Annotated in this window: 14 protein-coding genes; 5 read left to right on the top strand and 9 right to left on the bottom strand. The window is 68.9% G+C overall.

What is annotated here, in order from left to right:
- Positions 1-96 precede the first annotated feature (96 nt).
- Complete coding sequence (locus E8A12_RS09535) at positions 97-711, bottom strand: DsbA family protein (protein WP_293368016.1); 615 nt, start codon at positions 709-711, stop codon at positions 97-99.
- A gap of 216 nt (positions 712-927) precedes the next feature.
- Between E8A12_RS09535 and E8A12_RS09530 the strand changes: the two genes are divergently transcribed.
- Positions 928-2,907: a penicillin-binding protein 1A gene (locus E8A12_RS09530; protein ID WP_293368014.1), complete on the top strand. Its 1,980-nt coding sequence runs from the start codon at positions 928-930 to the stop codon at positions 2,905-2,907.
- A gap of 27 nt (positions 2,908-2,934) precedes the next feature.
- Here the strand turns inward: E8A12_RS09530 and E8A12_RS09525 are convergent, their stop codons facing one another.
- The 3 genes from E8A12_RS09525 to E8A12_RS09515 all read right to left on the bottom strand — a co-directional run bounded on the left by E8A12_RS09525 (position 2,935) and on the right by E8A12_RS09515 (position 5,663).
- The gene (locus E8A12_RS09525) at positions 2,935-3,672 is read right to left on the bottom strand and encodes a YgjP-like metallopeptidase domain-containing protein (RefSeq protein ID WP_293368012.1); all 738 of its coding nucleotides are present in this window, start codon (positions 3,670-3,672) and stop codon (positions 2,935-2,937) included.
- A gap of 11 nt (positions 3,673-3,683) precedes the next feature.
- Positions 3,684-4,979: a polyhydroxyalkanoate depolymerase gene (phaZ, locus tag E8A12_RS09520; protein ID WP_293368010.1), complete on the bottom strand. Its 1,296-nt coding sequence runs from the start codon at positions 4,977-4,979 to the stop codon at positions 3,684-3,686.
- A 66-nt stretch (positions 4,980-5,045) separates the two neighbouring features.
- The gene (locus E8A12_RS09515) at positions 5,046-5,663 is read right to left on the bottom strand and encodes an SCO family protein (protein WP_293368008.1); all 618 of its coding nucleotides are present in this window, start codon (positions 5,661-5,663) and stop codon (positions 5,046-5,048) included.
- 86 nt (positions 5,664-5,749) lie between these two features.
- Here E8A12_RS09515 and E8A12_RS09510 point away from each other — a divergent pair, with 86 nt between their 5' ends.
- Both E8A12_RS09510 and E8A12_RS09505 read left to right on the top strand, forming a co-directional pair.
- On the top strand, positions 5,750-7,156 hold the full coding sequence (locus E8A12_RS09510) for an ActS/PrrB/RegB family redox-sensitive histidine kinase (RefSeq protein WP_293368006.1): 1,407 nt from the start codon (positions 5,750-5,752) through the stop codon (positions 7,154-7,156).
- Between the two features lie 86 nt (positions 7,157-7,242).
- Positions 7,243-7,800 (top strand): ActR/PrrA/RegA family redox response regulator transcription factor, encoded by a 558-nt coding sequence (locus tag E8A12_RS09505; RefSeq protein ID WP_293368004.1) that lies wholly within the window; start codon positions 7,243-7,245, stop codon positions 7,798-7,800.
- Positions 7,801-7,846: 46 nt separating this feature from the next.
- Here E8A12_RS09505 and E8A12_RS09500 read toward each other — a convergent pair whose 3' ends face one another.
- Positions 7,847-8,218 carry a MarR family winged helix-turn-helix transcriptional regulator gene (locus E8A12_RS09500; RefSeq protein ID WP_293368002.1) on the bottom strand — a complete coding sequence of 124 codons (372 nt, stop codon included), beginning with the start codon at positions 8,216-8,218 and terminating at the stop codon, positions 7,847-7,849.
- Positions 8,219-8,223: 5 nt separating this feature from the next.
- Positions 8,224-8,433: a hypothetical protein gene (locus tag E8A12_RS09495; protein ID WP_293368000.1), complete on the bottom strand. Its 210-nt coding sequence runs from the start codon at positions 8,431-8,433 to the stop codon at positions 8,224-8,226.
- A 182-nt stretch (positions 8,434-8,615) separates the two neighbouring features.
- Between E8A12_RS09495 and E8A12_RS09490 the strand changes: the two genes are divergently transcribed.
- Both E8A12_RS09490 and E8A12_RS09485 read left to right on the top strand, forming a co-directional pair.
- Positions 8,616-9,713, top strand: a complete 1,098-nt coding sequence (locus tag E8A12_RS09490; RefSeq protein ID WP_293367998.1) for a histidine kinase — start codon at positions 8,616-8,618, stop codon at positions 9,711-9,713.
- On the top strand, positions 9,710-10,492 hold the full coding sequence (locus tag E8A12_RS09485) for a LytTR family DNA-binding domain-containing protein (RefSeq protein WP_293367996.1): 783 nt from the start codon (positions 9,710-9,712) through the stop codon (positions 10,490-10,492). Before E8A12_RS09490 ends, E8A12_RS09485 begins: the two co-directional genes overlap by 4 nt.
- A 43-nt stretch (positions 10,493-10,535) precedes the next feature.
- On the opposite strand, the gene mmcB is transcribed toward E8A12_RS09485, so the two are convergent.
- The 3 genes from mmcB to E8A12_RS09470 all read right to left on the bottom strand — a co-directional run.
- Positions 10,536-10,994: a DNA repair putative endonuclease MmcB gene (gene mmcB, locus E8A12_RS09480; RefSeq protein ID WP_293367994.1), complete on the bottom strand. Its 459-nt coding sequence runs from the start codon at positions 10,992-10,994 to the stop codon at positions 10,536-10,538.
- A 101-nt stretch (positions 10,995-11,095) separates the two neighbouring features.
- Positions 11,096-11,353: a hypothetical protein gene (locus E8A12_RS09475; RefSeq protein ID WP_293367992.1), complete on the bottom strand. Its 258-nt coding sequence runs from the start codon at positions 11,351-11,353 to the stop codon at positions 11,096-11,098.
- Between the two features lie 100 nt (positions 11,354-11,453).
- A partial coding sequence (locus E8A12_RS09470; protein WP_293367990.1) for a lipocalin family protein occupies positions 11,454-11,963 on the bottom strand: 510 nt, incomplete at its 5' end.

The raw sequence follows: 11,963 nt of genomic DNA, 5'->3' as shown, positions 1-11,963 counted from the left end.
TGGCAACCGCTATTTTCGCACATCAGCTATGCAAGAATGTCGCAAGCGGCGAAGCTTGCGGCTTCCTACTTGATACCACCGATCTCGGAAAAGGGCTTAGCCGCCCGCCGCCTTGATGGCCGCGTCGATCTCGTCGAGCGTGTGGTAACCGGGCTCCAGGCTCTTGCCGTTGATGACGAAGGTCGGCGTCGAGTTTACGTGGTCGTCGCGGCTGTGCTTTTCAACGCGGTCGTTCAACGCCTGCATGGCCTTGTCGTCATTGGTGCATTTGTTGAACGCGTCCTCGGTCATGCCCACCGACTTGGCGACGTCGAGCAGCGTTTCGCGCGGCGCCTGAAAAGCCTGCTCCTGGCTGTTGAAGATGGCGTCGGTGACGGCGAAGTATTTGTCCTTGCCGGCGCAGCGGGCGACAAGGAAACCAGCGGAGGCCACGGCGATCTCGGGGCCCTGGCCGACTAGCATCTCGCGGAACACATAGTGCACCTTGTTGGTGTCGACGTACTTGGCCTTGAAGGCCGGCCACACCTCGCGCTGCCATTTGGCGCATACCGGGCAGCCGACGGAGGCGTATTCCACCACCGTCACCTTGGCCTGGGCATTGCCGAGGTCCATGTCGTCGGCGGTCAGCGCCGCGCCCCCGCCGCCTTTGGAGCAGGCGGCCGCGCCGAACATCGTCAGCGCCATCAGCAGCGCAACCCTCATCCGCAACATCGTCGAAATCCCTTCCAGGGCGCGCCGGCCCGAACAGCATCGGAAACTCGGCGCGGAATGTGACGTAAGCTTGGCTTCAAAGGAAGCATCGAGGCCATTCGAACCCCTCTCAAACCCCGCCGTTCATATCTCGTCAATCTTGTCGCGTGCTTCTGCGGCGTGGGCTATGACCCGCGCCGGGTCGGGGGCCCCGCGCGACCGTAGGACGACGAGCAGATGGCTAAAGCGCCGCCGCCAAGCGACGGAGCCGGACCGCCCCGGCCGGCCCGCTCGCCGCTGCAGGCGGTGATCTACTGGACCCTGGTGCTGGGCGTCTGGGCGTTGATCTTCGTGGTCGCCTTCTTCGCCGTCTTCTCGGTGGACCTGCCCGACACCTCCAAGCTCTACGACGTCAAGCGCCAGCCCTCGATCTCCTACCTCGATCGTTCCGGCGGGATGGTGGCGGTGCGTGGCAGCCAGTTCGCACCGCCGGTCGACCTCGACAAGCTGCCGCCTTACGTGCCCAAGGCCTTCGTGGCCATCGAGGACCGCTGGTTCTACTGGCACTTCGGCTTCAACCCCTGGGGCATCGTCCGCAGCCAGGTCTATGACTGGACCCATCATGGCGGGGGCCCCTTGCGCGGCGGGTCGACCATCACCCAGCAGCTGGCCCGCAACCTGTTCCTGACCCCCAATCAGACCTACCGGCGCAAGGCGCAGGAGCTGATCCTGGCCGTGTGGCTGGAGGCCAAGTTCTCCAAGAAGCAGATCCTCGAGCTCTATCTGAACCGGGTCTATTTCGGCGAAGGCGCCTATGGCATCGAGGCGGCCAGCCAACGCTATTTCGGCAAGCCCGCCGCCCAGCTCAGCCTCGGCGAAAGCGCCATGCTGGCGGGCCTGATGAAGGGCCCCTCGCGCTATTCCCCCATGGCCGACACGGCCCGCGCCGAGCGCCGCGCCACCACGGTGCTGGACGAGATGGTGCGCATCCACGCGATCACGCCGGCCCAGCGCGATGCGGCCTTCCAGCAGCCGATCCGCGTCAATCCCGTACTGGCCAGCCAGCGGGCGCAATATTTCACCGACTGGGTGGATGACCAGGTCCGCCACCTGGTCGGCCAGCCCACCGAGGACCTCGTGGTGGAGACCACGCTCGATCTCCCCCTGCAGGCCTCGGCCGAGCAATCGATCCAGACGGGCGTCGCCGCGGCCCAGAACCAGGGCGTCAAGCAGGCCGCCCTGATCTCGCTCGACGGCGAAGGCCGCATCCGCGCCTACGTCGGCGGCGTCAGCTATCTGCAGAGCCAGTTCGATCGGGCCACCAGCGCGCGGCGCCAGGCCGGCTCGTCCTTCAAGCCTTTCGTCTATCTTACCGCCATGGAAGCGGGCCGCACGCCGGACACCCCGGTGGTCGACGAGCCGATCACCATCGGGACCTGGACGCCGCGCAACTACACCGGCCAGTACCTGGGGCCCATCACGCTGGAGATCGCGCTCAAGGAATCGATCAACACCGTCGCCGCGCGTCTGGCCAATGAGGTCGGCACCTCCAACGTCGCCGCCACCGCCCATCGGCTGGGCATCGTCTCGCCGATCCAGCTAGACCCCTCCATGGCCCTGGGCGCCGTCGAGGTGAGCCCGCTGGAGATGGCCCAGGCCTATGCGCCGTTCTCCAATGGCGGGGTATTCGCCAAGGGCTACGGCATCGAGCGCATCCGCACCGCGTCCGGCCAGGTGCTCTACGACCACAATGTCGGCAACGACCAGCGCCGTGCGGTGATCGGCCAGCCGGCGCTCAGCTACATGATCCGCATGATGCGCGGGGTGATTCAGTCCGGCACCGGCGCGCGCGCCAACGTGAAGGGCTACGACCTGGCCGGCAAGACCGGCACCACCAGCGACTATAGAGACGCCTGGTTCATCGGCTACACTGGCGGCTTCGTCACCGCCGTCTGGGTCGGAAAGGACGACAACACGCCGATGAAGAAGGTCACCGGCGGCGGCGCCCCGGCGGCCATCTGGCACGACTACATGGCCCAGGCCCTGCCGCGGCTGAAGACCGCCGGCATCCCCGGCGCCGACGCTCCGCCCGCCGAGCCCACCGACGCCATCGGGGCGATCATCAATGGCGTGAACGACCTGCTCCACGGCGACCACGAGGCCGATCCGGCGCCGGCCCCGACGCCCCAGCGGTATCCCGAAGAAGCGCCGCACTAGCCTTCTTCCCCGGCGCGGAGAGGAAAGCTATCGCCCGAAGGCGTGCAGCCGGGCCCCCTCGGCGCGCAGCCATTCGCGGTGCGGCTTCACCTCGCCGACCAAGGCCTTCACATGGGCCCAGAAGCGCGGGCCGTGGTTCAGCTCCAGCAGGTGGGCGCATTCGTGGGCCGCCACATAGTCGGCCACGTCAAAGGGCGCGAGCGCCAGGCGCCACGAATAGCGGATCGAGGCCGGGTGGCCGCGCAGCCCAGGCCGGCACGAACCCCAGCGGCCCTTGGCGTCGGCCACCGTCACCTTAGGCGGCTCCACGCCCAGCATGGCCGCGTAGACTTCGGTGCGTTCGCCCAGCACCGTTGCGGCGCGCTTCTTCAGCACCAGGATCACCGCCCGCGCATAGCCCTCGCCTTCACCCATGGCGGTGATCCGCGAGGGCTCACCGTGGGCGGCTGGCAGCCACTTGGCGCGGCCGCTGCCGGCCTCCAGGCGCACCGGCTCACCGAACACGGTCAGGACCATCCCCGGATGGATCGGCGTGGCGTCGGGCAGTTCGGCGATCCGCTCGGCGATCCAGCCGGCGCGGGCGCGGGCGAAGGCGGCGGCTTCCGGCAAGCGGCGCGGCGATGGCGCCGTGGCGACGATCTCGCGGCGCGTGCGATCCAGGCGCAGCGACACGCGGCGCGCGCGGCGGTTGACCTTCAGGGTGACGGCCGTCCCGGCCACCTCCAGCCGGTCGCCATCGGCAAGAGCGCGGCCGAAGAGACTCATCGAGCCTGAATCTAGGCGGCTTTGGTCCGCTTGGGGAGAGCGTTGGCCGGGCTGCGTGCGAGGGCGAGCTCGGCCTCCCAGATCGTGCTGCGCACCCGAGGATAGATCTCGTCGCGGAAGCGGGCGCCGTTGAAGACCCCGTAGTGGCCGACGTGCGGCTGGACGTAGTCTTCCTTGAACGCCGCCGGCAGGCCCGAGCAGAGCTCGTGGGCCGCCTGGGTCTGGCCGATGCCAGAAATGTCGTCGTTCTCGCCCTCGACGGTGAGCAGACGGATGTCGGTGATCTTGTCCGGCCGAACCAGCCGCCCGCGATGCTCGAGCTCGCCCTTGGGCAGAAGGTAGCGCTGGAAGACCACGTCGACGGTCTGCAGGTAGAACTCTTCTGTCAGATCGAGGACCGACAGGTACTCGTCATAGAATTCCAGGTGCCGCTCGGCGCCGTCGCCATCGCCGTCCATCAGCTGGCGAAGGTAGCGCTGGTGCGCTTCCTGGTGCTTCTCGGCGTTCATCGACATGAAGCTGGCGAGCTGCACGAAGCCCGGATAGACGCGCCGGCCCATGCCCGGATAGGGCGGCGGCGCCGTGTCGATCATGTGCGACTGGAACCAGGTGAAGGGCCGCGCCTCGGCCAGTTTGTTGGTGACCGTCGGCGACAGGCGCGCGTCGATCGGGGAGCCCATGAAGGTCATCGAGCCCGGGCGGCACTCGTCGCCGTCCTCTGCCATCAGCGCCGCGGCGGCCAGCACGGGCGGGCCAGGCTGGCAGACGGCCACCACGTGCGGCCTGGGGCCCATGGCCTGCAGCATGGTGCGGATGTGGTCGATGTAATCGTGGAAATCGAAGCGGCCTTCCAGCACCGGCACGTCGCGGGCGTTGGTCCACTCGGTGATGTAGACCTCGTGGTCCTGCAGGAAGGCCTCGACCGTACCGCGCAACAGGGTGGCGTAGTGGCCCGACAGCGGCGCCGCGATCAGCACCGCCGGCTCCCGCGTGCGCCGGCCGGCCCGGCGCATGTCAGCCATGTCGCGGGCGAAATGGGTGAGCTTGCACCAGGGGCTCGACCAGACCTCAGTCGGGCGCACGCGCACCGCCTGGCCGTCGATCTCGACCGTCTCGATGCCCCACCCCGGCTTGCCGTAGCGCCGCGTCAGGTTCGCGAGCAGGTCAGCATTGGCGTAGAGCCGACGCCCCAGGTCGCTCTCCTTCGCCGGGTTGAGCGGCGAGGACCAGAAATCTCGGGTCAGCCGTGCTGCGGCGCGAAGCGGAGAGGCGGCGTAGAAGCCAGCTTCATAGAGGGAATAGAGCATGTCCCATCCTTTGTGCGCCGCAGCATAACACCCGAACCCTTAACCGGGTCCATACCCAAAGTCAGTTCAGGCGCGGCAGCTCTGCGCGTGCGGGCCCAGCTTCATCGCAGCTTCGATCTGGCCGGCCATCGCCTGGGGCGTCTCGCCGTATGGGAGCACGCAGACGAAGTCGCCGGTGGGGTTCATCAGATAGGTGATGGTCGAGTGGTTGATCTGGTAGTCCGGACCGTCCCCGGCCTTCTGGTAGAAGACGCGGTAGGCGTGCGCCGCCTCCGCGACCTGGCTGTCGGCGCCCGTCAGCCCCACGGTGTGGCGAGGGAAGGCGCTGTTGGACAGGTAGTTGGCCAACACCTTGGGGGTGTCGCGTCCCGGATCGACGGAGATGAACACCGTCTGGAAGTCGTCCGCCTTGGGGCCCAGCAGCTTTTCCGTCTGGCCGAGCGCCAGCAGCGTCGTCGGACACGCCTCCGGGCAATAGGTGAAGCCAAAGAAGACCGCGCTCCACTTCTTCTTCAGCAGGCCGGCGTCTCGGGCCGCGCCCGTCTGGTCGACCAGATGGAACGGGCCGCCGATGGCCGCGCTTTGGCTCTGGGCGCCCAGCACCCCGCGCTGCACCGCAAGGCCGGTGATCACGGCGAAGGCCAGCGCCAGAATGGCGAGGATGACCCAGACGGTCCGGCTCATGAGGCGTCCCTGTCGACATCGCGGCCCCGGCGGCGGCCGCATTAGGGCTCGTCACGGCGGCGTGGGCGCGCGATCCTGCGCCGGCCATGGCTAGACCCAGGATCTCCGCCACGCCATCGACAGAGCCCGGTCTCGATAGGACCGCCCGCGGCGGGGCGCAAGCTGGGCCGCCGCCGGCTGGGATCGACGCCGCCGACCCCTGGCCGCAGGGTTCGGTCCACCGCGGACGACTGCGGGTCCGCACCCTGGTCACCCTGCGCTGGTTGGTGGTGGCGGGTGAAGCTGTGATGCTGCTCACCGCCTTGGCGATGGGCTTTTCCCTGCCCTACGCCCTGTGCTTCGCCATCGTCGGGGCCGGCGCCTGGGTGAACCTCCTGACCGGCGTCGCCTCGCCTGGCCAGCGGGTGTTCGGCGACCGCGAGGCCGCGGCCCAGCTGTCCCTCGACATCCTGCAGATGAGCACGCTGGTGTTCCTGACCGGCGGGACCGCCAATCCCTTCGTCCTGATGCTGATCGCCCCGGTGACCCTGGCCGCCGCGACCCTGCCGCTGCGGCCGGTGCTGATCCTGGGCGCCATCGCGGGGCTGATCTCCGCGACCCTGGCGTTCGTGTCCCTGCCACTGCCGCAGGCGCCGGACATGGCCGCGGCCATACCCTTGAGCTTCCGGATCGGGGCGGCCATCGCCAACCTTGCCGGAATCGCGCTCACCGCCGGCTATGTGCGCCAGGCGGCCGCGGAATCCGCCCGCATGGCCCTGGCCCTGGACGTCACCCAGGCGGTGCTGGCCCGCGAGCAGCGGCTTTCAGCCCTGGGCGCGCTCGCCGCCGCCGCCGCCCACGAGCTCGGCACGCCTTTGGCCACCATCTCCATCGTCGCCAAGGAACTGGGCCGCGAGGCGCCCACCCAGGCCGTCAGGGAGGACGCCGAGCTCCTGGTCTCCCAGGCCGAGCGCTGCCGCGAAATCCTGCGCCGCCTGACCGAGACCCCCGACGCCGCCTCCGACGAGGTCCATGAGCGGATTTCGCTGCGTCAGTTGGTGCAGGACGTCATCGAACCCCATGCCGGAGTGAAGGGCGTCCGCGTCGAGGCCATCGTCACCGGCGCCAAGGGCATGAAGACCCCCGACATCCGGCGCCTGCCGGAAATCACCCACGCCTTCACGTCCTTCGTGGAGAACGCCGTCGACTTCGCCAATTCCGAGATTCTGCTGTCAGCGCGGTTCGACGCCGAGACCATCTCCATCGAGGTGCGCGACGACGGCCCGGGCTTCGCGCCGGAGGTTCTGGCCAAGCTCGGCGAGCCCTATGTGACCACCCGTCCGGGCGCCGAGGGCTCCCGAACCGGCCACATCGGCATGGGTCTGGGATTCTTCATCTCCAAGACCCTATTGGAACGAACAGGGGCCCTTGTGACGTTTCAGAACGGCAGACCGCACGGCGCCGTCGTGACGGCCCGTTGGCCGCGCGCCAAGATCGAAGCCGGAGACCTGTAGTTCGCCCGTGAAGAGTTCCGGCTTGCCCTAGCGCCAATAGCCGCGACAGAATGCCGCACACGTCAGAGTTCCCAAGGGATCCCAGCATGACCGACCTCTCCGCCGACGTCGCCGCCCTCTCTGACAAGACCCTGCTTGTGCTCGACGACGACGCGCCGCTGCGGACCCGCCTGGGCCGCGCCCTGGAGCAGCGCGGCTTCGAGCCCACCCTGGTGGGATCGGTGGCCGAGGCCCTGGCGGCCGTCAGGCAGCATGCCCCGGCCTTCGCCGTGCTGGACATGCGCCTGGAGGACGGCACCGGCCTGAAGGTGGTGGAAGCGGTCCGCGACGCCCGGCCCGACGCCAAGATCATCATGTTGACCGGCTATGGAAACATCGCCACCGCCGTCCAGGCGGTGAAGGCTGGCGCGGTCGACTACCTCTCCAAGCCCGCCGACGCCGATGACGTGGTCCGCGCCCTGCTTGCCCGGGGCGACACCTCGCCCGCCCCGCCGGACAATCCGATGAGCGCCGACCGGGTGCGCTGGGAGCACATCCAGCGCATCTACGAACTGTGCAACCACAACGTCTCGGAGACCGCGCGCCGGCTCAATATGCACCGCCGCACATTGCAGCGGATTCTGGCCAAGCGCGCGCCCCGGTAGGGGCGACCTCGGACGCCCCGCCTCCCTGTTCGTAGGGAAGGCAGCCTTAGGCCGCCCGCGACGTCTGCTGCGGCGAAATGGTCTCGCCCTGGCGGATGATGGCGTCGAGCCGGTCGCGGACTTCGCGACCGCGGGCGCTGAGATGGATCACGTGGCTGCGGGCGTCGGTGGGGCTCAGATAGGCCTCCAGCAGGCCCAGCGCCGGGGGCTTCGACCAACTCGATTCCTTGGGCCCTAGCGAGCGCAGGCTGCGCGAGGCGGTAGACTGCGTGAGGCCGGAGACCGCCGCCGTCTCCTGGACCGTCAGGCCTACGTTCTCCGCGGCATAGAGGAAAGCGATCACCTCGTTGACGCTGATCCGGGGCTCAAGGGCCCTCAGGAGGCACAAGGACTGCAGGATGGCGTTTCGCCGGCGCATGGGTCTCAGGCCTCTCCATATAGGGCCGGCCGGCCGCCGCGATCGCCGCGCGGCAACGGCGGCTTGGGACGGCGGCGCTCGCGCAGGGTGAGGGTGGCGTTCGGATAGGTGTCGCGAATTCGGGCCAAGAGGCCCTCGATCCGCTTCTGGTGGTCGGCCGCGGCGACATAATCGTCCACGGTGAGTTCGATGGAAATCTGGCCGCTGAGCATCATGGCGGCGGCAGCATCCGGCCGTGGCCGCGCGCGATCACGCCGTATTCGATGAAGTCTGCGAATCGCGCAGCCAATTGCAGTCACTGCTGCAAGCGGAAGGTTCCGCACGATGAACGGCGTCGCGTCGAGGGACTGCGCGGCCTATCCTGGGGGTCGGGATGAAACGGCGCGGAGGAGCGTCCTTGGACAGCACTTTCGCCGACGCCACGCCGGCCCGGCGGCCCTTCTTCGACCGCTATCTCGCGGCCAATCTCATCCTGTGGGCCTTCACCTACCTGCTGATCAGCATGCGCTCGTTCGGCATGGGCTCGCCCTGGCCGACCCTGCTGAACTACGGCCTGCGGCGCGCGGCGGTCTGCACCGCCGCCTTCTTCCTCTGCATCCTCTACCAGCACCTGTTGCTGCGCTCGGTGAGCTCGGCGCGTAGCCGCAGGCTGGCGCTGGCCGCGACGCTCTCCCTGGCCGGCGCGGTCTTCTACACGGGCCTGAACTACGTGGCTTTCGACGTTGTCGCCCCGTCGGCGGAGACGCTCCGCGACACCGCCATGGACCTCATCTGGAACACCATGCTCACCTTCTCGAGCCTCATCTGGTCGTTCGTGGCCTGGTGTGCGGTGGTGTTCGCGCTCAACTCCGACGACCGGGCGCGCGAGCAGAGCCTCAGGCTCATGGAGGCCCAGGCGCTGGCGGCCGAGAGCCAGAACCAGATGCTCCGCTACCAGATCAATCCGCACTTTCTGTTCAATACGCTGAACGCGCTCTCGTCGCTGATCCTGCAGAAGGACTTCGACCGGGCCGAGCGGATGGTGCTGTCGCTTTCCAACTTCCTGCGCGCCTCGCTCGAAAAGACGCCCGGCGACAAGGTCACCTTGGCCGACGAGTTGACCGCGCAGCGCCAATACCTGGCCATCGAACAGGAGCGGTTCGGCGACCGCCTGGTGTTGGTGGAAGCCACCCCGGCGGACCTTCGGGACGCCCTCGTGCCCGGCCTGATCCTGCAGCCCCTGATCGAGAACGCGGTGAAGTACGGCGTGGCGCGCACCACCCGGCCGGTTCGGGTGGAGATCGGCGCAGCACTGGGCGAGCACGGCCTCGTCGTCACCGTGCGGGACGACGCCGTCCCCGACATCGCCAAGGCGCCCACGACGCTCGGCGTCGGCCTCGCCAATGTGCGCCGCCGCCTGGAGGTGCTTTATGGCGAAGCCGGCCGCCTGACCTGCGGCCCACGGCCCGGCGGCGGCTTCGCGGCCACGGTCGAATTGCCCCTGGAGCGGCGATGACGCCCCTGCGCGTGCTCATCGTAGATGACGAACCGCTTGCCCGGCGCAGGCTGGAGATCCTGTTGCGCGAGCAGCCGGCGACCGAGCTGGCGGGCGCGGCCTCCGACGGCGTGGCGGCCGCGCGGATGATCGCCGAGCGCGCGCCCGACGTGGTGCTGCTGGACATCAAGATGCCGGGGCTCACTGGGCTGGAGGTCCTGGATGGCTTGGGAAAGGAAGCGCCGATCGTCATCTTCGTCACCGCCTTCGATCGTTTCGCGCTGGACGCCTTCGACCGCGCCGCCTTCGACTATCTGCTGAAGCCCGTGGAGCCGGCGCGCCTGGCCGCCGCGCTGACCCGCGCGCGCGCGGCGCTGGCCAACCGCGCAGCGGCGGAGCGCGCCCTGGAGCTGGAGGAGATCCTCAGAAACCTGCGCAGCGATCCCGCCGCGGTCGCCGCGCCCAGCGCCTACGCCCGGGAGATCTGGATTCAGGAGCGCGGCGGGCGCACCAGCGTGCCGGTCGCCGCCATCGACTGGATCGCCGCCGAGCGCGACTATGTGCGCATCCACACCGGGGCGCGCAGCTTCCTGGTTCGCCAGTCGATCGGCGCCCTGGCCGAACGGCTGGATCCCGGCCAGTTCCTCCGCATCCACCGCTCCAGCCTGGTCCGCACCGACCGCATCGTCCGCATCCGCCACGCCGCCGGGCGAGGCGCGGTGATGCTGTCGACCGGCGTGGAGGTCGCGGTCTCGCGCCGCCACATGGGCGCGTTGAAGGCGATGAGCCGCGGGTGCTAGTCGGTCCGTTCAGCCCGGCGAAGGCGGGATGAGCGGGCCGGCATCACTCCAGCGCCACCGCCGGAACCCCCGCCGCCCTCAGCGCCGCCAACCGTCCGAAGGCCAGGGTGAGCGCCTTGCGCCGAGCGCCGGCCAGCGGAACGGCCCCGGCTTCGCGCAACACGGCGCCGCCGAAGCCATCGGCGACGATCAGGCCCGGCTCCTGCGGCAGAATCTCGCGCGGGAACTCCGGCGCCACGGCGAAGGCGAAGGCGTCGCAGTAGGGTTGGTACTCGTGCCATTTCTGGTCGGTGCGGAAGTCTTCCAGGCTCGACTTTACCTCGACGATGAAGATCTCCCCCTTGCGCCCGAGCGCCATCAGGTCGGCCCGGCGTCCGTTCGGGAGGGTCACCTCGGCCAGGGGCGCATAACCCAGCGCGGTCAGCAGCCGCGCCGCACCGCGGGTGACGGCGGCGGTGGTCTCCGGCCGCGAGACGGCGACAAGGGTGACGGTGGCGTCCACGCCGCCATTTTGTTCCGGCTACGTTCCTGACGCAACGAGGAAATTCGCCGCGTCCGGCAAGCCGACATCGCGGCTGACGGAAGCGGGTCGATCGGCGGGACCTACGGCTCCGGATAGCGGTAAACGACCCCGCCGCCGGGACCCACGATCCGGTAGGCCATGGGCGGGGGCTCATCGAAGGAGGCGCCCGCATAGAGCAGCGCCGCCAGCATGCGGGCGTGCTCGTCGTTGTCGGCGTCCAGCTCATGGCCGCGGTTCACGTCACACGCGCCCCCGGCCGGCCATTCGAAATGCAGGATGTAAGCCCGGTCTGAGGTCACGCTGGTCCATTGGCGAGGGCAGGCGAGAGCGCGGATCAACTCTCAGCCGCCAGCGCCCGTGGAGCAGGCCGGCGATCAGGCATCGTACGTCGGATACCCGACATAGTAAATGCGCGTGCGATCGGGCAACGCTCGGCGCTCAGCCGCGAGCAGGCAGGGGGAATTCCAGGCGGCCTATGTCGAAGCCCAGCTGCTTGATGCGCGCCACGGCCTCGCTCTTAACAGCCGCCGGCAGGACGGGCTTCTGCGACATCAACCAGAGGTAATGCCCATCATGGGTGGCCAGGATCAGCCAGCCTTCGTCAGCCCGGTCGTCCAGAACCCAGTATTCCTGGCTAATCAGACCGCCGAAGAAGGTCATCTTGAACTTGGCGTTGGAAACCGGGTCGGCGACGCGGGCGTGGGCCTTCCATTCCGACAGCGGTCCGTCAGGTGAGCCCTTGTGGCAGGCCTGGACCACGGCGAAGCCCTCGCCGCTGCGCGTCCAGTCCGAGGTGCCGGCGAGGCAACCGCGCTGGGTCGTGTTCGGCAGGCGCGCAACCTCGTACCAGCGGCCCATCATGCGGGCGAGTTCGATGTGGGCGACCGGCTGTGCCATGGCGTCGGCGGCGGCCGGCAACGCGGCGGCCAGCCCCGCGGCGGCGGCCAG

Origin of the sequence: Phenylobacterium sp., from assembly GCF_004799395.1 — a bacterium.
Taxonomy (GTDB): domain Bacteria; phylum Pseudomonadota; class Alphaproteobacteria; order Caulobacterales; family Caulobacteraceae; genus Phenylobacterium.
The sequence above is the reverse complement of the archived record's forward strand: the minus strand, read 5'-3'. Positions and strand labels throughout refer to the sequence as shown.

Bases quoted from the DNA above. Each gene is read 5' to 3' on its own strand.
- E8A12_RS09535 (WP_293368016.1), bottom strand. From the start codon at position 711: ATGTTGCGGATGAGGGTTGCGCTGCTGATGGCGCTGACGATGTTCGGC.
- E8A12_RS09530 (WP_293368014.1), top strand. From the start codon at position 928: ATGGCTAAAGCGCCGCCGCCAAGCGACGGAGCCGGACCGCCCCGGCCG.
- E8A12_RS09525 (WP_293368012.1), bottom strand. From the start codon at position 3,672: ATGAGTCTCTTCGGCCGCGCTCTTGCCGATGGCGACCGGCTGGAGGTG.
- phaZ (WP_293368010.1), bottom strand. From the start codon at position 4,979: ATGCTCTATTCCCTCTATGAAGCTGGCTTCTACGCCGCCTCTCCGCTT.
- E8A12_RS09515 (WP_293368008.1), bottom strand. From the start codon at position 5,663: ATGAGCCGGACCGTCTGGGTCATCCTCGCCATTCTGGCGCTGGCCTTC.
- E8A12_RS09510 (WP_293368006.1), top strand. From the start codon at position 5,750: ATGGCTAGACCCAGGATCTCCGCCACGCCATCGACAGAGCCCGGTCTC.
- E8A12_RS09505 (WP_293368004.1), top strand. From the start codon at position 7,243: ATGACCGACCTCTCCGCCGACGTCGCCGCCCTCTCTGACAAGACCCTG.
- E8A12_RS09500 (WP_293368002.1), bottom strand. From the start codon at position 8,218: ATGCGCCGGCGAAACGCCATCCTGCAGTCCTTGTGCCTCCTGAGGGCC.
- E8A12_RS09495 (WP_293368000.1), bottom strand. From the start codon at position 8,433: ATGATGCTCAGCGGCCAGATTTCCATCGAACTCACCGTGGACGATTAT.
- E8A12_RS09485 (WP_293367996.1), top strand. From the start codon at position 9,710: ATGACGCCCCTGCGCGTGCTCATCGTAGATGACGAACCGCTTGCCCGG.